This window comes from Streptomyces erythrochromogenes (assembly GCF_036170895.1).
In the GTDB taxonomy this organism is placed as follows: Bacteria; Actinomycetota; Actinomycetes; order Streptomycetales; family Streptomycetaceae; genus Streptomyces; species Streptomyces erythrochromogenes.
The window spans coordinates 7,269,284-7,290,366 of record NZ_CP108036.1; the positions used below are offsets into that span (position 1 = coordinate 7,269,284).

At 74.1% G+C, this 21,083-nt stretch carries 18 protein-coding genes; 9 read left to right on the top strand and 9 right to left on the bottom strand.

From position 1 onward, the window contains the following. Positions 1-81 precede the first annotated feature (81 nt). Positions 82-1,761: an ABC-F family ATP-binding cassette domain-containing protein gene (locus OHA91_RS33215; protein ID WP_408059204.1), complete on the top strand. Its 1,680-nt coding sequence runs from the start codon at positions 82-84 to the stop codon at positions 1,759-1,761. Here the strand turns inward: OHA91_RS33215 and OHA91_RS33220 are convergent. Together OHA91_RS33220 and OHA91_RS33225 are read right to left on the bottom strand one after the other, a co-directional pair. Next, a complete protein-coding gene (locus tag OHA91_RS33220; RefSeq protein ID WP_266503730.1) occupies positions 1,731-2,663 on the bottom strand; it encodes an ADP-ribosylglycohydrolase family protein in 933 nt (310 codons plus the stop codon). The genes OHA91_RS33215 and OHA91_RS33220 overlap by 31 nt on opposite strands. After that, complete coding sequence (locus OHA91_RS33225) at positions 2,660-3,250, bottom strand: TetR/AcrR family transcriptional regulator (RefSeq protein WP_031156878.1); 591 nt, start codon at positions 3,248-3,250, stop codon at positions 2,660-2,662. The genes OHA91_RS33220 and OHA91_RS33225 overlap by 4 nt, the downstream gene beginning before the upstream one ends. A gap of 86 nt (positions 3,251-3,336) precedes the next feature. Between OHA91_RS33225 and OHA91_RS33230 the strand changes: the two genes are divergently transcribed. The 6 genes from OHA91_RS33230 (at position 3,337) to OHA91_RS33255 (ending at position 9,216) form a co-directional block, all read left to right on the top strand. Then, a complete protein-coding gene (locus OHA91_RS33230; RefSeq protein ID WP_051893713.1) occupies positions 3,337-4,425 on the top strand; it encodes an FAD-dependent oxidoreductase in 1,089 nt (362 codons plus the stop codon). A gap of 88 nt (positions 4,426-4,513) precedes the next feature. Continuing rightward, entirely contained in the window at positions 4,514-5,077 is a 564-nt protein-coding gene (locus OHA91_RS33235; RefSeq protein WP_266503734.1) for a dihydrofolate reductase family protein, read from the top strand. A 68-nt stretch (positions 5,078-5,145) separates the two neighbouring features. Then, complete coding sequence (locus OHA91_RS33240; protein WP_031156886.1) at positions 5,146-5,661, top strand: hypothetical protein; 516 nt, start codon at positions 5,146-5,148, stop codon at positions 5,659-5,661. Positions 5,662-5,722: 61 nt separating this feature from the next. Then, entirely contained in the window at positions 5,723-7,366 is a 1,644-nt protein-coding gene (lnt, locus tag OHA91_RS33245; RefSeq protein WP_328740577.1) for an apolipoprotein N-acyltransferase, read from the top strand. Between the two features lie 35 nt (positions 7,367-7,401). After that, positions 7,402-7,887 (top strand): NUDIX hydrolase, encoded by a 486-nt coding sequence (locus OHA91_RS33250; RefSeq protein WP_031156888.1) that lies wholly within the window; start codon positions 7,402-7,404, stop codon positions 7,885-7,887. Positions 7,888-8,007: 120 nt separating this feature from the next. After that, positions 8,008-9,216, top strand: a complete 1,209-nt coding sequence (locus OHA91_RS33255) for an acyltransferase family protein (protein WP_078959577.1) — start codon at positions 8,008-8,010, stop codon at positions 9,214-9,216. A gap of 37 nt (positions 9,217-9,253) precedes the next feature. Here the strand turns inward: OHA91_RS33255 and OHA91_RS33260 are convergent, their stop codons facing one another. Together OHA91_RS33260 and OHA91_RS33265 are read right to left on the bottom strand one after the other, a co-directional pair. Then, entirely contained in the window at positions 9,254-10,018 is a 765-nt protein-coding gene (locus OHA91_RS33260) for a trypsin-like serine peptidase (RefSeq protein WP_328740578.1), read from the bottom strand. A 175-nt stretch (positions 10,019-10,193) separates the two neighbouring features. Further along, positions 10,194-11,648 carry a glycosyltransferase family 39 protein gene (locus tag OHA91_RS33265; protein WP_266503743.1) on the bottom strand — a complete coding sequence of 485 codons (1,455 nt, stop codon included), beginning with the start codon at positions 11,646-11,648 and terminating at the stop codon, positions 10,194-10,196. Positions 11,649-11,808: 160 nt separating this feature from the next. On the opposite strand from OHA91_RS33265, the gene OHA91_RS33270 reads away from it, so the two are divergent. Beyond that, positions 11,809-13,098, top strand: coding sequence for an ATP-binding protein (locus tag OHA91_RS33270; protein WP_031156892.1), 1,290 nt, complete (start codon positions 11,809-11,811; stop codon positions 13,096-13,098). A 202-nt stretch (positions 13,099-13,300) separates the two neighbouring features. Here OHA91_RS33270 and OHA91_RS33275 read toward each other — a convergent pair whose 3' ends face one another. The 5 genes from OHA91_RS33275 to OHA91_RS33295 form a co-directional block, all read right to left on the bottom strand. Next, the gene (locus OHA91_RS33275) at positions 13,301-13,927 is read right to left on the bottom strand and encodes a hypothetical protein (protein ID WP_266503748.1); all 627 of its coding nucleotides are present in this window, start codon (positions 13,925-13,927) and stop codon (positions 13,301-13,303) included. Then, positions 13,924-15,543 (bottom strand): serine/threonine-protein kinase, encoded by a 1,620-nt coding sequence (locus OHA91_RS33280; RefSeq protein ID WP_031156896.1) that lies wholly within the window; start codon positions 15,541-15,543, stop codon positions 13,924-13,926. The genes OHA91_RS33275 and OHA91_RS33280 overlap by 4 nt, the downstream gene beginning before the upstream one ends. 153 nt (positions 15,544-15,696) lie before the next feature. Further along, the gene (locus tag OHA91_RS33285) at positions 15,697-16,947 is read right to left on the bottom strand and encodes a Tm-1-like ATP-binding domain-containing protein (RefSeq protein ID WP_031156898.1); all 1,251 of its coding nucleotides are present in this window, start codon (positions 16,945-16,947) and stop codon (positions 15,697-15,699) included. A gap of 48 nt (positions 16,948-16,995) precedes the next feature. Next, positions 16,996-17,478, bottom strand: coding sequence for an NUDIX domain-containing protein (locus OHA91_RS33290; RefSeq protein ID WP_031156901.1), 483 nt, complete (start codon positions 17,476-17,478; stop codon positions 16,996-16,998). A 30-nt stretch (positions 17,479-17,508) separates the two neighbouring features. Further along, positions 17,509-18,516: a cation diffusion facilitator family transporter gene (locus OHA91_RS33295; protein ID WP_031156904.1), complete on the bottom strand. Its 1,008-nt coding sequence runs from the start codon at positions 18,514-18,516 to the stop codon at positions 17,509-17,511. 180 nt (positions 18,517-18,696) lie between these two features. Here OHA91_RS33295 and OHA91_RS33300 point away from each other — a divergent pair, with 180 nt between their 5' ends. Then, positions 18,697-21,081, top strand: a complete 2,385-nt coding sequence (locus tag OHA91_RS33300; protein ID WP_031156905.1) for an FHA domain-containing protein — start codon at positions 18,697-18,699, stop codon at positions 21,079-21,081. Positions 21,082-21,083: the final 2 nt, after the last annotated feature.

The window sequence follows — 21,083 nt, forward strand, 5'->3', positions numbered from 1 at the left end:
GATCAGGGCCCGGAGTCCGGGCGGGCAACGTCCCCACCCATCGCGAGACGAACCGTCTTGTGCGGCACTCGGACATGGGCTATGTTTCCCACTGGAACGAGACGGTCCGTCTCGTCTCCTCTGGTCCTTCGGAAGGAACCGCCCTTGCGCGCTCCACTCGCCTCCACCCAGATCGTCCTGTCCGAGGTCACCAAGAGCTACGACACCCGCGTCGTCCTGGACCGGGTCAGCTGCACGGTCCGGCCCGGCGAGCGGGTCGGCGTCGTCGGCGACAACGGCTCCGGCAAGTCCACCCTGCTCCGGCTCCTCGCCGGACGGGAACGCCCCGATCACGGCGAGGTCACCGTCACCGCCCCCGGCGGCACCGGGCACCTCGCCCAGACCCTCGACCTCCCCCCGGACGCCCGCGTCGGCGAGGCCGTCGACCTCGCGCTCGCCGACCTGCGGGCCCTCGAACGCCGTATCCGCGCCGCCGAAGCCCTCCTGCACCGGGCCGGCCCCGAGGAGCTCACCGCCTACGGGGAACTCCTCGCCGCTTACGAGGCGCGCGGCGGCCGCGACGCCCGCCGGCGGGTCGCGACCACCCTGCGCCGCCTCGGCGAACGCGCCGACCTCGACCCCGACCGTCGGCTCGGCACCCTGTCCGGCGGCCGGCGCTCCCGGCTCGCCCTCGCCGCCACCCTGGCCGCCGAGCCGGAACTGCTGCTGCTCGACGAGCCGACCAACGACCTCGACGACGAGGCCGTCGCCTGGCTGGAGGAGCACCTGCGGGCCCGCCGCGGAACCCTCGTGGCCGTCACCCACGACCGGCTCTTCCTCGACCGGGTCACGACCGCCGTCCTGGAGGTCGACGCGGACCGCCGGACGGTACGCCGCTTCGGCAACGGCTACGGCGGGTTCCTGGCCGGCCGCGCCGCCGAACGGGCCCGCCGGGAAAGGGAGTACGAGGAGTGGCGCGAGGAGGTGCGCAGCGCCGAGCGGCTCGCCGACGCCAACACCGGGCGGATCGCCGCGATCCCGCGCAAGCTGCCCCGCGGCTTCAGCGGAGCCGGCGCCTTTCGGGCCCGGTCGCGCACCCACGGCGCCGCGAGCCGCATCCGCACCGCCCGCGAGCGCCTGCACCGGTTGACCGGGAACCCCGTCCCGCCGCCCCCGCGGCCGCTCACCTTCACCGGGCGGTTCACCGAAGGCGCCGCCGCCGGAGCCGTGGAACTGGCCGACGCGGCGGTGCCGGGACGGCTCGAACCGGTCACGCTGGAACTCGCACCGGGGGAGCGGCTGCTGGTCACCGGACCCAACGGGGCCGGCAAGTCGACCCTGTTGCACCTGCTGGCCGGCGAACTGGAGCCCGCCCAGGGCCTCGTACGGACGCCCGCGCGCGTGGGGCTGCTGCGGCAGGACGACCCCTGGGCTGGCGAACCCCGCTCTGCCGTCGAGCTGTTCGGGCAGGAGCACGCCGACCGGTTCGTCGCCGGGATCGGCCTGCTGGCCCCGGCCGACCTGACCCGGCCGGTGCGCACCCTCTCGGCCGGCCAGCGCCGGAAGCTGGAGCTGGCCCGGCTGGTGGCGCGCCCCCTGGGCCTGCTCCTGCTGGACGAGCCGACGAACCACCTGGCCCCGGCCGTGGTGGAGGAACTGGAGGCGGCCCTGGCCCACTTCGGCGGGACCCTCGTCGTGGTCACCCACGACCGGCGGCTGCGTGCGGGGTTCCGGGGCCGCCGCCTGGAACTTCAGCGGGAGCCGGCCGCCACGAGCCGCTGAGCCAGCGCACGCAGGTCGTCCGCGTCCAGGACCCGCTCGCCGAATCCGGGCAGCGGCACGTGGAGCGGGGCCGTCCAGTGCGCGGGCACCGCGCCCTGCCCGTACCGCGCGCCGGCCAGGGCGCCCGTCACCGCGGCCACCGTGTCCGTGTCCCCGCCCAGGTCCACGGCGGCCCGTACGGCCTCGGCGAACCCGGTGGTGGTCCGCAGCGCCCACACCGCCGAGCCGAGGCAGGGCCACACCGCCCCGTTGAACTCGGTGGCCAGGTCGGGGTGCCAGTCGGGGGCGAGCACCCGGCCGTACCGCTCGCGGTGGTCCGGGTGCACCGCGTCGAGCGCGGCCGGGAGGGCCGCGAGCGGATCGGCGCCGTCCAGGGCGACGCGGACGAGCTCGTGCAGGATCGCGGTCCCCTCCCATGCGGCCCGGTCGCCGTGGGTCAGCGCCGCGATCCGCCGCGCGGCGTCCATGGTGGCCTCCCGCCCGGCGGCGGAGAAGTACACGGCCGAGGTGGCGGCCCGCATCAGGGAACCGTTGCCGGCCGCCCGGGCGTTGATCTGGAAGTGCACGGCCGCCGCGAGATCCCAGGGCTCGCCGTTGGTGAGCACGTCCTCCGTCTGCAGGCCGATGTCCTTCGGGTGCCCGGCCGCCCACCGCTGGAACCGGCCGAAGATGTCGGGGAGTTCGAGGCCGTCCCGCTCCAGCAGCGACTCGGCGACCAGGACGGCCATCTGCGTGTCGTCCGTCGCCTCGCCCGGATCCCAGCCGCCGCCCCCGCGCATCTCCGCGCCCCGCGCGCTCAACTGCCCGGCCGGCCCGAACTCGTACGGGGCGCCGAGTGCATCACCGGCAGCCGACCCGAGCACGGCGCCCACCGCCCGGTCGAGCCGGGTGGGCGCGGTCACCGCGCCTCCTCGGCGCATACGGCGGCCAGCAGTCCGCGGGCGAACCGGTCCAGGTCGTCCAGGCCGGCGGCGGCCAGGGTGGCCGGGGCGCCGGTGAGCAGGTGGGGGATGGTGCCGTGCAGGGCGAGGGTCAGAGCCCGGGCCCGCTCCGGTCCGGCCGGCAGCCCGGCCGTGCGCAGCAGGTGCGCGTGCGCGGCGAAGTCCCCCGCCGCGATCGGGTCCAGCAGCGCGGCCAGCCACGGCCGCCGCGTCCCCTCGGTCTGGAGTTCCAGATAGGCCAGGACGCGGGGGCGCCCGGGCCCCGCCACGTCCCGCAGCAGCCCGGCGAGCAGTGCCGCGAGCTGCTCCGCGTCGGCGGGCCCGGGCCCGGCCCCCGCCAGGGAGGCGGCCAGCGCCCGGTACTGCTCCAGGCAGCGCTCGGCCACCGCCCGCAGCAGCGCGTCACGCGTGGGGAAGTAGTTCTTGGCCGTGCCCGTCGGCACGTCGGCGGCCGCGTCGACGGCCCGGTGGGTCAGCCCGCGCCCGCCCGATTCCGCCAGTACGGCGACGGCCGCGTCCCGCAGCCGGTCCCTCCGGTCCTGATTCACGTTGCCAGCATAACCACAGTCGTGGTACCACAGATGTAGTACCACGGCTGTGGTGGTTGTGGTCGGTGCGGGCGGAGGGGTGAGCCATGAACGGCGAGAGCGTGATCGTGAACGGAACCGGTACGCCGAGCGGGCGGGAGGCCGGCAGGGCCGTTGTCGCCGGGGCCGGGATCGGCGGCCTCGCCGCCGCCGTCGGCCTGAGCCGCGCGGGCTGGACGGTGACCGTCCTGGAGCGGCGGGCCGCCCCCGAACGCTACGGAACCGCCTTGGGCATCCACCCGACCGCGCAGACCGCGCTCGACCGCCTCGGCCTGGGTGACGCGCTGCGGGCGCGCGCGGTCCCGTACCGGGACGCCCGCATCCGGCGCCCCGACGGCACGGTCCTGGCCGCCCTACCGCTGGAACGGATCGAGCGCAAGGCGGGACGGCCGGAACTGCTCGTGGCCAGGCCGCACCTGATCGACGCCCTGCTGGCCGAGCTCGACCGGCTCGGCGGCACGCGGATCGCGTACGGGCAGCCCCTGACCGACCCGGGCGCACTCGGCGCCGACCTGGTCGTCGGCGCGGACGGCATCAACAGCGTGGTGCGCACGGCGTACTTCGGCAGCCGCAGCGGCCCCCGCCCGATCGGCACGGTCGCCTGGATCGGCATCGCCGGATTCGAGACCGGGCTGTACGGCGAAACCTGGGGCGGGGGCCGCTTCTTCGGAATGACCCCCGTCGAGCCCGGCCGCACCAACTGGTACGCCACCGTGCCCGCGGCCACCACCGCGCGCGAAGTGCGGGACGCCTTCGCCGACTGGCACGACCCGATCCCGCGCGTCCTGGCCGCGACCGACCCCGAAACCTGGATCCGGTACGAGATGCGCCACCTCCACCCCGCGCTGCCCCGCTTCGTCGCCGACGGCCGGGTCGCCCTCGTCGGCGACGCCGCCCACGCCATGACGCCCAACCTCGGCCAGGGCGCCTGCACCGCCCTGCTCGACGCCGAGGCCCTGACCCGCGCCGTCGCCGCCGGCGGCCCGGACGGGCTGCCCGGCGCCCTTCGCGCGTACGACGCCGAGCGCCGCCGCAGCGCCCAGCGCGTCGCCTTCGGCTCCCGGAACCTGCACCGCTTCATGACCGCCCGCCGCCCGGCCCTGCGCGACGCGCTCCTGCGGATGCTCCCCGGCTGACACCCTCGGGCGGGGTTCGCGCGCGTCGCGACGGGCTCCGCGGCGACCGGCGGCCGTAGGGTCGAATCCTCACCGAGGAGGACTCCTGATGCGACGCGTCACCTATGCGATGAGCGCCTCGCTCGACGGCTACATCGTCGGGCTGGACGGCGACTTCAACTGGACGGCGCCCGAGGAAGAAGTCTTCCGCTTCTGGATCGAGGAGACCCGGGACCTCGGCGTCCACCTGTTGGGGCGGCGGCTCTACGAGACGATGCTGTACTGGGAGACCGCCGACCAGGACCCGTCGCTCGACGCCGCCTCACTCGAATGGATCTCGGTCTGGAACCCGCTCCCGAAGGTGGTGTTCTCCAGCACCCTGTCGGCGGTGCAGGGCAACGCCCGCCTGGCCTCCGGCGGCCTGGCGGAGGAGATCGAGCGGCTGCGCGCGCAGCCGGGGGACGGCGACATCGCGATCGGCGGCGCGACCCTCGCCGCCGAGGCGGCCGCGCTGGACCTGATCGACGAGTACCGGGTCATGGTCTACCCGGTGCTCGTCGGCGGCGGCATTGCGTTCTTCCCCCAGGAGGGGCGCCGGGTCGATCTCGAACTCGTCGGGACCCGCACCTTCGCCTCGAAGATCGTCCACCTCCGCTACCGCGTGAAGCGCTAGGCCCTCTCCGCCGGGCGTTCGGGCGCGCGACGGTGGTGTCCTTCCGGAACGTGGGTACGCTGCTACGTATGACGGGTCACCCCCCTGGTCCGCTCTGGACGGGCCGGGCCTCCAACCCCTTGCAGTGGCTGCTCGCGGCGGCCGGCGCGGCCTGCGTGGCGCTCGGCATCGAGCTGGCCGTCGACAACGCGTGGACCTCAGGCTTCGTCCCGCTCCTCATGGCGGTGACCGGCTGCCTCGCCGCCGGACTGCTCATGGTCTACGGCACGATCGCCTTCGTGTACGTCGCCGTCACCATCGACGCCCAGGCCCTCGTGGTGCGCTGCGGCCACATAGGCCTCCCGCGCCGCAGGATCGAGCTCGCGGACGTGGCCTCGGCCGAGTTCCTCCCCCGGATCACCCCGCAGCACTGGGGCGGCTGGGGCTGCCGCTGGCGCCCCGAGAAGGGCACCGCGGTGATCGTCCGGCGCGGCGAGGGCTTCGAGCTGAGGCTGGTCGACGGCAACCTCTTCACGGTGACCGTCGACGACGCCGAGAACGCCGTCCGCGTCATCCGCGCCCACCTGCGCACCCTCGCAGGCTGAGACGGCCGGCGGACCGAGGCGCTTACCGGATCCGAGGGCGCGGGGACGTACACTCCGCCAGATGAGCAGCAGTGTGACGCGCGAGGCCTCCTCGAACGAGCCCCCGCGGCCCGCCGACGGACCGGCCGAGCCCAGGATCCCCTCCGCGACGCCCCCCGCCACCCCCGCCGCGACGGCCGCGCCGCTGCGCAGGGGCGCCCGGCTGGTCCGGCCCGTGCTCGCCGCGCTGTCCGGCGTGCTGCTCTACCTCAGCTTCCCGCCCCGCCCCCTGTGGTGGCTGGCCCCGCTCGCCCTCGCCCTCCTCGCCGGCTGCCTCCACGGCCGTCGTCCGCGGGCGGGCTTCGGACTCGGCACCCTCGCGGGCCTCGGCTACCTGCTGCCGCTCCTGGTGTGGACCGGTGAGGAGGTCGGCCCGGTGCCCTGGCTGGCGCTTGCTTCCCTCGAAGCCCTCTTCATCGGCCTGACCGGCCTCGGCATCGCCCTCGTCAGCCGGCTCCCGGCCTGGCCGGTGCTCGCCGCCGCCGTCTGGGTCGCGGGCGAGGCCCTGCGCGCCCGGGCACCGTTCGGCGGGTTCCCCTGGGGCAAGCTCGCCTTCGGACAGGCCGACGGCGTCTTCACCCCGCTCGCCGCCCTCGGCGGCACACCGCTGCTCTCCTTCGGCGTGGCCCTCTGCGGATTCGGCCTCTACCAAGCCCTCCGCATCGCCCGCCGCCACCCCGGCCGCACCACCGCCGCGCTGACCGCGCTGACCGTCGCCGCCCCCATCGGCGCCGCCCTCGCCGCCCGCCCCCTGGTCTCCGACGCCCCCGAGGACGGCACCGTCGTGGCCGCCGTCATCCAGGGCAACGTGCCCCGCCTCGGCCTCGACTTCAACTCCCAGCGCCGTGCCGTCCTCGACAACCACGTCAAGCGCACGGTCCAGCTCGCCGAGGACGTCAAGGCCGGCCGGGCGCCCAAGCCCGACTTCGTCGTCTGGCCCGAGAACTCCTCCGACCTCGACCCGTACGCCGAACCCGACGCCCACGCCGTCATCGACAAGGCGGTCAAGGCCATCGGCGTGCCCGTGGCCATCGGCGCGGTCGTCGCCCCCGAGACGGGCCCGCTGCGCAACACGATGATCCTCTGGGACCCCGTCGCGGGCCCCACCGAGACCTACGACAAGCGCAAGATCCAGCCCTTCGGCGAGCGCATCCCGATGCGCTCCTTCGTCCGGCTCTTCAGCTCCGACGTGGACCGGGTGCGCCGCGACTTCGGCCCCGGCAAGGACCCCGGCGTCTTCGACATGGCCGGCACCGGCGTCGGCATGGTCACCTGTTTCGAGGCCGCCTTCGACGACGCCGTCCGCTCCACCGTCCAGGACGGCGCCCAGGTGATCGCCGTACCGAGCAACAACGCCACCTTCGGCCGCACGCAGATGACCTACCAGCAGCTCGCCATGGACCGGGTCCGCGCCGTCGAGCACAGCCGCACCGTACTCGTCCCCGTCACCAGCGGCGTCAGTGCCGTCATCCGCCCCGACGGCCGGATCGTCTCGGAGACGAAGATGTTCACCGCGGACGCGCTCGTCGCCGAGATCCCGCTGCGCTCCGGCCGCACCCCGGCCACCGTGCTCGGGCCGCTGCCCGAGTACGCCCTGCTGCTGCTCGCCGCGGGAGGGTTCGGCGTACTCGCCGCCCGCCGGATCCGCGCCCGCCGCGCCGCCTGAGACGGGACCGGCCCCCGGCCTCGTAGGGTCGGGGGATGACCACACCTGACTTCATCCGGCGGATCCGCGAGTCCGCCGGGCACCAGCTGCTCCTCCTGCCCGGGGTCACGGCCATCGTCCTCGACGACCTGGGCAGGGTGCTGCTCGGCCGGCGCTCCGACACCGGGCGGTGGTCCGTGGTCGGCGGCATCGCCGAGCCGGGCGAGCAGCCGGCCGATACCGCCGTGCGCGAGGTGTACGAGGAGACGGCCGTGCGCTGCGTGCCCGAGCGGGTGGTCCTCGTCCAGATGCTCGCCCCGATCACCTACCCCAACGGCGACGTCTGCCAGTTCCAGGACATCACCTTCCGCTGCCGCGCCACCGGCGGCGAGGCGCGGGCCAACGACCACGAGTCCCTCGAAGTGGCCTGGTTCGACGTGGACGCGCTGCCCCCGCTGGAGTCCTTCGCCCTGGACCGGATCCACCGGGCCCTGCGCGAGGAACCCACCTGGTTCGAGGTCCCCGCCGCGATCGCGGAGTAGGGCGAGCCTTGTCGATCATGATCGGTCCGGCCGACTGGACCTGCCGCGGGTGAGCTGTAGGGTTCCGCTGACCCGACGGCGTCAATCGGACCGTCATCTACTTCAGGGGGCGGTCGAGGCATGAGCGCAGGCGGAGCGGCCGGAATACCGCGGGCGGGCGGGCGCGCAGACACCGCGGCGCCGCCCGCAGGAACACCGGGCCCGCGCCTCGCGGCCCTCGACGCCGTCCGGGTGCTCGCCGCGCTCTCCGTGCTCTTCTACCACTACGCGGCCCTCGACAGCGCCTGGGGCGAGCCGGCCGAGGACGTCTTCCCCGGCGCGCACGCACTGGCCGTCTACGGCTGGCTCGGCGTCGAGATTTTCTTCCTGGTCAGCGGCTTCGTCATCTGCATGAGCGCCTGGGGCCGCACCGTGGGCGACTTCGCGGTCTCCCGGGTCTCCCGGCTCTTCCCCGCCTACTGGGCGGCGGTGGCCTTCACCTCCCTCGTGCTGTTCGCCTGGCCCGAGATGCGCAAGGTCGGGTCGGTCAGCGACGTCGTGGTGAATCTCTCGATGCTCCAGGCAGGGATCGGCGTCCCCCACGTGGACGACGCGTACTGGACGCTCTTCGTCGAGCTCAAGTTCTACGTACTGTTCGCGGTCGTCGTCATGCGCGGCGTGACCTACCGCAACTGCGTCCTCTTCTGCGGGATCTGGACCCTCGCCGGCGCCGTGGCCCCGGCCGTGGACAACGGCCTGCTCTCCTTCTTCGCGGTGTCGTCGGCGTCCCCGTACTTCATCGCCGGCATCGCCTTCTACCTGATGCGCCGCTTCCGGCCGAACGCCGTCCTGTGGGCCGTGGTCGGCGTGCAGTTCCTCCTCGCCCAGCACCACGTGCACGCCCGCATGGTCTCCAGCCTGGGCCGCAGGGCCACCGAGCAGACGCCCGCCTGGCCGGCCCACGTGATCATCCTGCTCGGCTTCGCCCTCATGGCGGCCATCGCGCTCGGCGTCCTCGACCGCGTCCGGTGGGGCTGGCTCCCGCACGCCGGAGCGGTCACCTACCCGCTCTACCTGATCCACATGATGGCCGGGCTGACCTTCATCCACCACTTCCGCCGCGATGTCGCGCCCGTCCCGCTGGCCATCGGCGTGACCGCCCTCATGGTGGTGCTCGCCTGGCTCGTCCACCGGCTCGTGGAACGCCCGCTGGGCCGCGTACTGCGCGACGGCCTGCGGCGCGGGGTGCAGGACATCCGCTCGGGGACCCCGCGGCCGGCGCCGCTCGGGCGGCTGCCCGTACAGCCCTCCGCGCCCGAGGCGGAACGCATCCCGGCGGGACGCCGCTGAAGCACTCCTCGTGCCGCCCGCGTCGGGCGTAGGCCGGTCAGCCGTCGACCGCGGCCTCCCGGTACAGCTCCACCGCCTGATCGCCCATCACCGCGCTGTACGAGATCTCCGGTACGGTTCCTCCGCCCTCGTAGCCCCCGAGCACCCCGGCCAGGGCACCGTCCACCAGCCAGGGGCTGCCGCTGGTGCCGCCGCTGAGATCGGGGCAGCCGATCCGGCGCTGGGTCGGGGAGAGCAGGCCGGTGCTGTTGGCGCAGCGCAGCGGGGCCTCCATCGTCCTCGGGTAGCCGATGACCGTCACCCTCGCCCCGGCGGGCTGCTCGGCCGCGACCGGGAAGCCGCCCACGAGGTCCTCGACGCGGCGGGTCTGCCCGCCGTCCACCGGGGCCACCGTCGCGAAGGCGATGTCGGCGTCCGGGTCCTGCCCGGCCGTCCACTCCGGCGCCACGAACACGCCGGTGATCTTCCACAGGCCGTACGGGGCGCTCCCGTCCCGGTACCCCGGTGCGAAGACGGTGGTGTCCGTCCTCTCCACGCAGTGGGCCGCCGTGGCGATCACGTCCCGGTCGTCGCTGCGCACCACCGCGGCGGTGCAGAAGTGCCCGCCGTCGAGGCCGCCGGCGAAGAGCGCGCCCACCCGGTCTGCCTCGGCGCCGGGCCGAGCCCACGCAGTGATGCCCAGAGGCGGGCCGGAGGCGGCATCGGGCAGGTCCACACCGATCAGCGCGGCCATCGCGGTCAGCGCGAGCAGGATCCGTGATGCCCGCCGCGCACGGGAGCGCCGGGCCGTTCGGGGGAGCATGTCGTGGATCATGATTTCCACCCTGCCCGCCGAACCTATGACCGGAGGGCGGAGTTCCGTATGAATCTCCTGTGAATCGCGTGAAGGCGTCGTGAAACCCCGGCCATGACCGGACGAGACGGTTCCGAACGACACAGCCCCGGACGAGACGCCCGTGCCGCGCACCGCCGCGGGATCAGTCGCGGCGCTCGTACACCGTCACCCGGCGCCCCCGCACCTGCCGGTCCTCCACCACCGCGAACCGCTCCCGCAGCACCGCCGTCTTCGCCTTGTCCCGTTCCGCCGAAGGAGCCTTCGCGACCTCCGCCGAGTCCGTCACCAGCAGCACCCGCCGCTGCTCCAGCAGCGCCTCCCGGATCCGCGCCGGCTGCGCCTCCTCGCCCTTGAGGGTGGCCGAGGCCACCGGGCTCTCGGCCAGCGCCAGGTCGGTCAGGCCCGTGAAGGCGCCGGGGGAGACCAGCGCCGTGTCCCGCCGCGCGGCCGGTACGAACAGCACGGCGTCACCGTCCCGCTTCAGCAGGGCCACCTCTCCGGCCACCGCCAGCACGTCGTCGACCCGGCTGGCCGGGGCACGCCTGCCCAGCTCCACCGGCAGCAGGGCCAGCACCGAGACGGCGACCACCCCCGGCACCAGCAGGGCCGACGCCTTCGGGAACCGGGGCGCGCAGGCCCGTACGGCAGCCCCGAGGGCCGCGCCGATCAGCAGCGCCAGACCCACCATGGCGAACAGCACGTACCGGTCCAGGAACAGCGGCTGGACCAGGGACAGCGCGATCAGCCCGAGCTGAGGCACCGCCAGCAGCGGCAGCCCCACCGCCGCCGCCGAGAGCCGCGACCGGTCCGGCCGGTCCGCCCACGCCCCCAGCGCGCCGATCGCCAGCAGGATCCCCGGGCCGATCAGCATGTGCCAGGTCAGCGGCGGTATCCAGGACACCTGGTCGGACTGGCCCCGGCTGAACAGGACCAGCGGCAGTGCCCCCGCCGCCGCCCCGGATCCGTACGCCGCCCAGCGCAGCCACACCCCGCGCCGCGCCCGCACCCACCACAGGGTCGCCGCGTGCGCGGGCAGGGCCAGCAGCGACAGCCAGTTCAGCAGCGCGCACACCAGCACGACCGCCCCGTACGCCGCCCAGCGCGGCCACGTCCGCCGCCCGGGCCGGTCCTCCAGCAGCGACACCAGCAGCAGGGCCGACAGCCCGGCCCCCGCCGCGACCAGCGCGTACGGCCTGCCCTCCTGGAGGTAGAACTGGACGGCCGGCAGCAGCCCGAGCGCCAGCCCGCCCCCGAGCCCCGCCCAGCAGCCCGCCAGGCGCCGCCCGATGACGGCCACGCACACCGCGGCGCACGCCACCGCCAGCACGGAGGGCAGCCGCAGGGTCGTCGTACTCGCCCCGAACACCTCGAAGAGGCCGTGCATCAAAAGGTAGTAGAACCCGTGGACGGCGTCGACGTTCCCGAGCATCCGCCAGATCTCGCCCGCCGACCGCCCGGCCACCTGCCAGGTCGCCGCCTCGTCGCGCCACACGCTGTCCTGCCGGGAGAGCCCCCACAGACCGAGCGCCAGGGTCCAGAGGAAGGGGACGAGACAGAGGAGCGGCCCGCGTCGGGCCGCGGGTATGTGGCAACGCATGAAAGTGCTGGGATCCTCGGTCTGGCGTTCGGGCGGAAACCACAGTCTATGGACGCCACGGAGGGTTTCCGGACCGCCTGTTGTGCACCGCGGAGCGAGATCGCCGGGCCCGCCCGCACCTAGCCTCGCCGCAAGGAGCACGAACGAGGGGCGGTACCCGGTGAACTGGCTCATCCACGACTACCGCGAGAGCGATCTCGCAGCGGTGGTCCACCTGATCGACACCACGGCCGAACTCGGCCAGGAGTCCGTGTTCTCGCTCGCCGAGTGCATCAGCGCGCTCACCGGCCGGCAGCCCTGCGTCGTCGCCGTCCACCAGGGCGTCCCGATCGGCGCGGCCCTCGCCTGCGTCACCGGCGAGCGCGCCTGGGTCATGCGCATCGCGATCGCCGCCGGCTGGCGCGGCCGGGGACTCGCCAGCGCCCTCCTCGTCGAGCTGGAACGGCGGCTCATCGCCGCCCGCGTCGGCCGCATCGCCTACGTCCTGCCCGAGGAGGACCTGCTCGGCGAAGGCCTCCTCAACGCCGGCTACACCCGGCAGCCCGCCGTCGCCTACTTCGAGAAGACCGAGCCGCTCCACGGACCGGCCGCCGGCCTCCTCGACGACCTCGGCGGCCGCTTCCTGCCGAACGACCTGTGGTCGAAGGTCGCCGGCATGGAGAAGGAGAAGGACCTCATCGAGCGGCGCGTGGTGCTGCCGCTCGCCGAGCCCGAGCGCGCCGCCTCGCACGGAGTGCGGCCGCCGCGCGCCATCACCCTCTTCGGCCCGCCCGGTACCGGGAAGACCACCTTCGCCCGGGCCATCGCCTCCCGGCTCGGCTGGCCCTTCGTGGAACTGCTGCCCTCACGGCTCGCCGACGAGGGCAACCTGGCCGCGGCGCTGCGCGACGCCTTCGCCCGGATCGCGGAACTGGAGCGCGTCCTCGTCTTCATCGACGAGGTGGAGGAGATCGCCCCGGTGCGCACCGAGCCCGCGCAGCCCGGCGGCATCCACGGCGTCACGAACGAGCTGCTGAAGCTGATACCGGGCTTCCGGGAGGGCGACGAACGGCTCCTCGTGTGCGCCACCAACTCCATCCGCTCCCTGGACCCGGCCTTCCTGCGGCCCGGGCGCTTCGACTACCTCATCCCGATCGGCACCCCTGACGCCGGGGCCCGCGCCGCGATCTGGGCCCGCTACACGGCGGGCCGCGCCGACGTCGACGTCAGCGCCCTGGTCGGGGCGACCGAACTGTTCACCCCGGCCGACATCGAGCACGCGGCGCGGATCGCGGCACAGGTGTCCTTCGAACGGGACCTGGAGGCGGTGGGCGCGCGCGGCGCGGCGGCCGCGCAGCTCGGCGCGACCACGCGGGACTACCTGGAGGCCGTCCGGCAGTGCAGGCCGACGGTGACCCCGGCGATGACCGGCGAGTTCGAGGCGGACATCACCGCGCACGCGCGCTTTTGAACCGAGCTTCTGAACCGCGCTTCTGAACTCCGTCCCCCGGTTGCGGCGGGGGACGGGACCAACGCCGGTGCCCGGCCCCCGTCAGGGGGCCGGGCGGGCCGGGTCGGCTACCGCCGGGGCATGGGCTTCGTCATCTTCACGACCCTCCCCGGCCTCGCTCTGCTGCTGACCGCGATGGCCCACCTCGACGGCGGACGGGCCGTCATCCGGCTCCCGGCTGGCGGGAGCAGTGGTACGTGAAGTTCACGGAAGCCGTGCGCTGCGCCGGCGACAGCAGTTGGAGCTCGGCCTTCGCCTGGTAGTCGCCCGTCCCCTGGAACGTCCACAGCAGGTGCAGCCGGGCCTCGCGCTGCCCGCGCGGAACCCGCTCGGTCAGCTCCTCGGACTTGGTGCCGTCGCTGCGGACCCAGCGGTAGGTGAGCGTCCCCGGTCGGCCGTCGGTGGCCACGACGGCCACCACGTCGGCGGTCGCGTCGCACGCCGGACCGGCCGGATCGGTGCTCACGGCCACGTCGCCGACCTGGATCCCCGGACCGAACCGCTGCCATCCGAGGTACGCGAGGACCGCGGCCAGCACGACCGCGGCGAGCGCGTACCGGCGCAGCCCGGCACCCCGACGCCGCCGGGGCGCGGCCGCCACGGCCACGGCGGCGTCCAGCGGGAACGGCGCGGGCATGGCGGCGGTGACCCCGGGCCCGAAGCGGAGCACGGACCCCTCGACGCGGTCGGGCGCCACCGGCTCCGCCGGCGCGGGCGGCCCGCTGAACCAGTGGCTCCCGAGGACGGTCGCGCTGTAGTCGTCGCCCTCGGGGGCGCGGGGATCGCTCATCGTGGTACCTCCACGCAGCGCGGCAGGTACTGCGAGGCCGACGCGGACTTGTTGCCGGCGGCCGGCTTGGTGGTCACCCGGACCCCGCCGTAGCAGCCGCGGTCACGGCTGAAGGTGTGCACCTTGTTCGTGGTGACGGTCGAACCGGCCTGGACCGTGAACGACTCGCTGCCGTCGGGGACGGACAACGAGCCCTGCGCACCGCCCAGGAACCACTCCACCACCACGGTCACCGGCCCGGTGCCCTGGGAGGAGACCGTGATGGCCGCATCGCCCCGGTACACGCCGGTCTTGAGGGACACGGCGACGTTCGTGACCCGCAGGGTGGGCGTCGGCGTGGGGCTCGGCGTCGGAGACCAGCTCACCGTCGGCTTCGGGGTGGTGGGACTCGGTGACAGCGAAGGCCAGGCCGACGCGGACGGGGAAGCGGACGCGGACGCGGACGGCGAAGGGCTCGGCGAGGCCGAGGCGCTCGGGCTGGGCGACGGCGAAGCGGAAGCGGACGCACCAGGGGTGGGGGAGGCCGACCCGGGAGGGGCAGCGCTCGTCGTGGCGAAGGCGCTGAGCGCCGACGCCCCGCCCGGAGCGGCGCCGATCGCGTCCGTCGTGAACACCAGCACCGCCCCCAGGACCAGGGCCGTCCCCGCCGCGATCCAGCCGCGCTTGCCTGGTGCCCAGCCCGAGCCGCCGTCCAGCTTCGTCGTGGCCACCGCGGTGGTGCCCGCCGCCGGCGCGCCCGCCGACGGGAACAGCAGCGGCAGCAGCGCGGCCAGCGCCGCCAGCCTGCGCTGCCCGCGCTCCTCCCACTCCGGCCCGTACGCGGCCAGCGCCACGTCCTCCAGCTCGGCCACGAACGCCTCGGCGTTCTCCGGCCGCTGCTCGGGCGCCTTGGCGAGGCCGCGCCGGATCAGCGGACGCACGGGCTCCGGGGCCTCGGTCTCCGGCACCGGGGCCTCGATGTGCTGGACCGCGAGCTCCGCGAAGTTCTCCCCGTCGTACGGCTTGCGCCCGGTGAGGCACTCGAAGAAGGTCGCCGTCGCCGCGTACACGTCGGCGGCGGGCGACGCCGGCCGGCCCTGCCACTGCTCGGGCGCCATGTAGGCGGGGGTGCCGGCGACACCGGGCGTGCTGCCGCGGTTCGCCGCGATCCCGAAGTCCACCAGCTTCGACGAGCCGTCGGCCGCGACCAGCACGTTCTCCGGCTTGTAGTCCCGGTGGACGACGCCCGCACGGTGCGCCGACGCCAGCCCCAGCAGGGACCCCTTCAGGACCACCAGCGCCGCCTCGGCGTCGGCCCGCCCGGACTGCTTCAGCAGCGAGCGCAGGGAGATGCCGTCGACCAGTTCCATCACGATGGCCGCGCCGCCGGGCGCCTCCACGTACTCGTACAGGCGCACCACGTACGGGGACTCCAACCCGCCGAGGAGCCGGGCCTCGGCCCGGAACTCCCCGACGAAGGCGGGGTCCTCGCGCAGCCGGTCGCTGAGGTACTTGACGGCGACCGCCGTGCCCGTGGCGTCGTGGACGGCGAGCACCACCCGGCCGCTGCCGCCGGAGCCGAGCTCACGGACCTCCGTGTAACCGGGGACCGACCATGCCGCCCGAGTGTCGTCCATCGTTCCTGCCCCCTGCCTGCTGCCTGCCGTGCGGCGCCGGATCCGTCCATGTCGGAGGCCGGTCCGGGGCCGGCCGCTCACCGGCCGGCCCGGACCGGACTCCCCATGGGACGTGGTTCGCGCCACGGCTGGTTCCCAACCGCGCCCGGTGTCTCAGGCCGCGGCAGACACCGCGCCGATCATGGCGTGCAGCCGGTCCGCGGCCGCCCGCCCGAAGGCCGGGTCGTTGATGTGCGTGTCGTAGTCGTAGAGCCGCGCGGCGCTGCCCCGCAAGCCCTCGCGCAGTGCCGAGAACAGTGCCCGGTCCGCGCGGGGGTCATGGTACGGGCCGCCCGGCGCGCCGAGCGTGGACAGTCCACGGAGCGGGACGCAGACGGCCGTGGGCCCGGTCGCCGCGCGGAGTTTGGCGGCGACCCGGCGGCCGAGCTCCGCGCACTCGGCCTCGCTCGTCCGGATCACCGTGATCGACGGGTTGTGCACGTGGACACCCCGGTCCAGGACCCGTTGGGGCAGGGACTCCAGCGGGCCGAACTTCACCATGTCCAGTGCGCCCAGGCTCACCACCTGCGGCACGCCCGCCCGCCCGGCCGCGCTGAGCCGGTCGGGACCCGCGGTCAGGATGCCCCCGCACAGGTCGTCGGCGAGCTCGCTGAGCGTCAGGTCGAGGACCCCGGCGAAGATCCCCTGGGCGGCCAGGGTCTCCAGCGTGCGGCCGCCGGTACCGCTGACGTGGAAGACGAGGACCTCGTAGCCGAGCTCGGTCAGCCGCTCGCGCGCCGCGTCCACGCCGGACGTGGTCACGCCCGCCATGCTCGCCGCGACCAGCGGACGGGGGCCCGTCCCCAGCCGCGGCGGGCGCTCCGCCGAGGCGCGGGCGAAGGATCCGGCCATCCCGGCGATGGCCGCCACGGCGTTCGCCAGGATCGGCGCGGAGACGCTGTTGATCCCCGCGATGTCCACGACGCTGTACATCATCGTGATGTCCGAGGAGCCCACGTACGGGGCGGTGTCCCCGGACGCCATGGACGAGACCATCAGCTTGGGCACGCCCAGCGGCAGGGCGCGCATCGCCCGGGTGGCGATGGAGGTGCCGCCGCTGCCGCCGATCGCGAGCACCCCGTGCAGCCGGCCCTCGGCGTGCAGGCGGACCAGGGTCGCCTCGGCGCCCCGGGCCATCGTGGTCACGGCCGCGCCACGGTCGGCGGCCGATCGCAGGAGGGACAGTTCGGTTCCCGCGGCCCGGGCCACCGCGGCGCGCGACACGTCCGCGGCCACCCGGGGTTCACCCATGATTCCTGTGTCGACCAGTACCACTTCGACGCCGGCGCGCAGCAGCCTCTCGCGCAGCCAGCCGTACTCCACACCCTTGGTGTCCAGGGTTCCCACCAGCACGACGTTCGTCATACGTGCAATGTCCGGGCAGGCGCGGATGTTGGCAAGTACGAGCTCTGGTTAAGCCTTCAGCAGCACCAACAGCCGCTCCAGGAAGGGGAGTTGTGAGGGCATCAGCATGCTTTGAGCCATCTCGGGGGTGCACCAGGCCACCCGGTCCAGCTCCGGGAACTCCTGTACGTTCCCCGAATGCGGGGGCCACTCCAGGGTGAAGGTCCCCGGCACCATGAGCGCCGGATCGAGGTCCGCCTCCACCGCCCAGATGGTGACCAGCTTCCCGCTGGAGAGCCGTACCTCGCCCAGCGGCAGGTACTCGCCCTCCGGCGGGGGCAGGCCGATCTCCTCGGTGAACTCCCGGCGGGCCGCGTCGCGCGGAGTCTCCTCCGGCCCGTACTCGCCCTTGGGGATGGCCCAGTCCCCGGAGATCTTCCCCGACCACAACGGGCCGCCCATGTGCCCGAGCAGGACTTCGACCCCGGGCTCCGTCCGTGAGCCGTCCGTCCGCCGGAAGAGGAGCAGTCCGGCGCTGCGCTTGTACGTCATGGGCCCATACATGCCCCGCACCGGCGCCGGTCAGTGGTCGTGCGGGCCCTCCCGGTGGACCGGTCCGTGCGCGTCCGCGCAGTGCGGGTCGTACGAGGCCTCGCCGCGCCGGCCGACGGAGAGGAGGGAGTCCTGCGTGTGGTCCACCTGGAGGGTGGTGTGCGTGATCCCGTACTCCTTGTCCAGCAGCTGCTCCAGCTCCCGGCGCACGGCGTGGCAGTCGCCCGCCGGCTCGACCAGCACGTGCGCGGAGAGCGCGGCCTGCCCCGAGGTGATCGTCCAGATGTGCAGATCGTGCACCTCGGTGACCGGCGGGTGCCCGACGAGCCGGTCGCCGACCGCGTCCGGGTCCACGTGGGCGGGCGCGGCCTCCAGGAAGATCCGCCCGGAGTCGCGGACCAGACCGTAGCCCGCCCTGACCATCAGCACCACGACCACGAGCGTGGCGATCGCGTCGGCCTGCCGGAACCCGGTCGTCATGACGACCAGACCGGCGACGGCCGTTCCGATGAAGGCGAACAGGTCGTTCAGCACGTGCTGGTAGGCGCCCTCGACCGCCAGCGAGGACCGGTTCGCCCGCGATATGCACCAGGCCGCGGCCACATTGACGACGATGCCGGCGAGCGCCGTCACCAGGACCAGCCCGCCCTCCACCGGCGGCGGGTCCATCAGCCTGCGCACCGCCTCGTACGCCAGCCACGCGGCCAGCAGGAGCAGCGTCAGGCCGTTGGCCTGGGCGGAGAGTATCTCCGCCCGCTTGAGGCCGTACGTGAAACCGCCGCGGGCCGGGCGGGCCGCCAGCCGCATGGCGATCAGCGCGAGGACGATCGAGACGGCGTCCGTCAGCATGTGGGCCGCGTCGGAGATCAGGGCCAGCGAGTGCGCCATGACGCCGATGACCACCTCGACGGCCATGAACCCGCCGATCAGGCCGAGCGCGATGGCCAGCCAGCGGCGGTCGGCGTCGGCGGCCACACCGTGGCTGTGGCCTCCGGGCCCGTGGCCGTGGTCGTCGTGCCCGTGGTCGTGCCCGGTCATGGCATCCCCCGTCTCGTCGCGGCAGCCGTTTGTTCGGTTCCCGTCGCGTGAAGTGAAGCGCACCCCGGCGAGATGGGCAAAGGCTGCAACGGGGACCGTTGTCATTCCCTATAAGAGGCCACTGACCTGCGGTTTTGTCGGGCCGCTGCCGGGCTGGTGTGATCGTGGGAAAATCTGTTCATGGTCCAGCGCCCCGGTGTGCCGACCGCGCCAGAGCTCGTCCTGGAAACAGCGACGGGCTCCACACCGATGAGCCCGGGCCGGACGTACCACGTCGGCAGGGACCCCCACTGCGAGATCTGCTTCGAGGACGCCCGCGTCTCCTGGCACCACGCGGTCCTGCGCCCCGACGGCGACCACTGGACGGTCGAGGACGAGGACAGCACCAACGGCACCTGGGCCGACGGCCACCGCGTCCACGAGTGGAGCGTCGGCGCCGGCAGCGAACTGCGCTTCGGCGACGCGCAGGACGGCCCGCGGGCCGTCCTCACCGCTCCGGGGCCCGGGCCCGCGGCGGCCGGAGCCCGGCCGGCCCGGGTCTCCAACCCGTCGATGACCACCACCTTCCGGCAGCCCAGCGCCGTCCTCCCGCTGCCCGCCCGCACCGCCGTGCGCATCGGCCGCGCCGTCGACAACGACCTCGTGATCGACGAGCTCGACGTATCGCGCCGGCACGCCGAACTGCGGGCCCTCGCCGACGGCAGCTACGAGATCGCCGACCTCGGCAGCCACAACGGCACCTACCTCAACGGCGCCCCCGTCACGGGCGCGGTCCCCCTCACCGAGGGCGACATCGTCGGCATCGGCCACCTGGCCTTCTGCCTCGTCGGCGACCGGCTCCAGGAGTACGAGGACACGGGCGAGGTCACCCTCGACGTCCAGGGCCTCACCGTCGCCGTCGACCGCGGCCGCAAGACCCTCCTCGACGAGGTGTCCTTCCCCGTGGGCGCCAAATGCCTGCTCGCCGTCATCGGCCCCAGCGGAGCCGGCAAGTCCACCCTGCTCGGCGCCCTCACCGGCCTGCGCCCCGCCGACCGGGGGGCCGTCCTCTACGACGGCCGCGACCTCTACCGCGACTACGCCGAACTGCGCAGCCGCATCGGGCTCGTGCCGCAGGACGACATCCTCCACTCCCAGCTCACCGTCCGGCGCGCCCTCGTGTACGCCGCCGAACTGCGCTTCCCGCAGGACACCGCGAAGGCCGAACGCCGGCGGCGGGTGGACGAGGTGATCGGCGAACTCGGCCTCGACCAGCGCGCCGCCCAGCCCATCCACAGCCTCTCCGGCGGCCAGCGCAAACGGGTGTCCGTCGCCCTGGAGCTCCTCACCAAACCCTCCCTGCTCTTCCTGGACGAGCCCACCTCCGGCCTCGACCCGGGCATGGACCGCTCGGTGATGCACATGCTGCGCGGCCTCGCCGACGACGGCCGCACCGTCATCGTGGTCACCCACAGCGTCCTCAGCCTCGACGTCTGCGACCGGCTGCTGGTCCTGGCCCCGGGCGGGCGCATCGCCTACTACGGGCCGCCCGGGGAAACCCTCGGCTACTTCGGCTTCTCCCAGTGGCCCGAGGCCTTCGAAGCCTTCGAGAACCAGCGCGGCCGCGACTGGGCGGGGGAGTACGCCGCCTCGACCGCCCACCGCAAGTACGTCCTCGGTGCGGCCCGCCAGCCGTGGTACGGCGGCGCGTACGGGGCGGCCGCCGAGGCCGCCTCCCCGGCCGACGCCGTCCCCCCGCCGCCGCCCAAGGCGCAGAGCTGGGGCTCCCAGCTGTCCACCCTCGTACGGCGGTACGCGGCAGCGCTCGCCGCGGACCGGACCTTCCTCGCCATCATGATCGCGCTGCCGTTCGTCATGGGCGCCATGGCCCGCGCGCTGGCCGGCAGCAGGCTCACCCAGGAGACTGCGATCAACGCCCTGCTCATCCTGGCCGTCGGCGGCGTCCTGACCGGCGCCGCCAACGCCGTGCGCGAACTGGTCAAGGAACGCGTCATCTACCGGCGGGAACGGGCGGTGGGGCTCTCCCGCTCCGCCTACCTGATGTCCAAGGTCGTGGTGCTGGGCGCCGTCACCGTCGCCCAGGCCGTGGTGCTGACCCTGGTGGCCCTCTACGGCGTGGACCTGAACGCCCCGGGCGGCCACGGCGTGCTCCTGGGACCCCTCGTCGAGATCACCATTGCGGTGGCGCTGCTGGCGTTCAGCGCGATGATGCTCGGGCTGCTGGTCTCCGCGCTGGTCCGCAAGGAGGAGGTCACCATGCCGCTGCTGGTCCTCCTCGCCATCGTGCAGGTGGTCTTCTGCGGCGCGCTCCTGGAGCTGGACGGCGTGCCCGTCATCGCGCAGCTGGCCTGGCTGGTCCCCTCACGCTGGGCCCTCGGGGCCATGGCGGGCACCATCGACCTCGGAGCGATCGTGCCCGGCACCCTCACCGACGACCCGCTGTTCGCGCACAGCCCCGCGGTGTGGCTGCTCAATCTGGGCATGCTGGTGGTCCTGTCCGTCCTGTGCGGGGTGCTGGTCGCGCGGCTGCTGCGCCGGCACGAGCCCGTGATCATGCGGAAGTAGGC

Excerpts from the sequence above, each read along its gene's own strand:
- OHA91_RS33235 (WP_266503734.1), top strand. The coding sequence starts at position 4,514 with ATGCGACGCGTCACCTATGCGATGAGCGCCTCGCTCGACGGCTACATC.
- OHA91_RS33265 (WP_266503743.1), bottom strand. The coding sequence starts at position 11,648 with ATGCGTTGCCACATACCCGCGGCCCGACGCGGGCCGCTCCTCTGTCTC.
- OHA91_RS33295 (WP_031156904.1), bottom strand. The coding sequence starts at position 18,516 with ATGACCGGGCACGACCACGGGCACGACGACCACGGCCACGGGCCCGGA.
- OHA91_RS33230 (WP_051893713.1), top strand. The coding sequence starts at position 3,337 with ATGAACGGCGAGAGCGTGATCGTGAACGGAACCGGTACGCCGAGCGGG.
- OHA91_RS33290 (WP_031156901.1), bottom strand. The coding sequence starts at position 17,478 with ATGACGTACAAGCGCAGCGCCGGACTGCTCCTCTTCCGGCGGACGGAC.
- OHA91_RS33260 (WP_328740578.1), bottom strand. The coding sequence starts at position 10,018 with ATGCTCCCCCGAACGGCCCGGCGCTCCCGTGCGCGGCGGGCATCACGG.
- OHA91_RS33275 (WP_266503748.1), bottom strand. The coding sequence starts at position 13,927 with ATGAGCGATCCCCGCGCCCCCGAGGGCGACGACTACAGCGCGACCGTC.
- OHA91_RS33285 (WP_031156898.1), bottom strand. The coding sequence starts at position 16,947 with ATGACGAACGTCGTGCTGGTGGGAACCCTGGACACCAAGGGTGTGGAG.
- OHA91_RS33280 (WP_031156896.1), bottom strand. The coding sequence starts at position 15,543 with ATGGACGACACTCGGGCGGCATGGTCGGTCCCCGGTTACACGGAGGTC.
- OHA91_RS33215 (WP_408059204.1), top strand. The coding sequence starts at position 82 with ATGTTTCCCACTGGAACGAGACGGTCCGTCTCGTCTCCTCTGGTCCTT.
- OHA91_RS33240 (WP_031156886.1), top strand. The coding sequence starts at position 5,146 with ATGACGGGTCACCCCCCTGGTCCGCTCTGGACGGGCCGGGCCTCCAAC.
- OHA91_RS33250 (WP_031156888.1), top strand. The coding sequence starts at position 7,402 with ATGACCACACCTGACTTCATCCGGCGGATCCGCGAGTCCGCCGGGCAC.
- OHA91_RS33300 (WP_031156905.1), top strand. The coding sequence starts at position 18,697 with ATGGTCCAGCGCCCCGGTGTGCCGACCGCGCCAGAGCTCGTCCTGGAA.
- OHA91_RS33255 (WP_078959577.1), top strand. The coding sequence starts at position 8,008 with ATGAGCGCAGGCGGAGCGGCCGGAATACCGCGGGCGGGCGGGCGCGCA.
- lnt (WP_328740577.1), top strand. The coding sequence starts at position 5,723 with ATGAGCAGCAGTGTGACGCGCGAGGCCTCCTCGAACGAGCCCCCGCGG.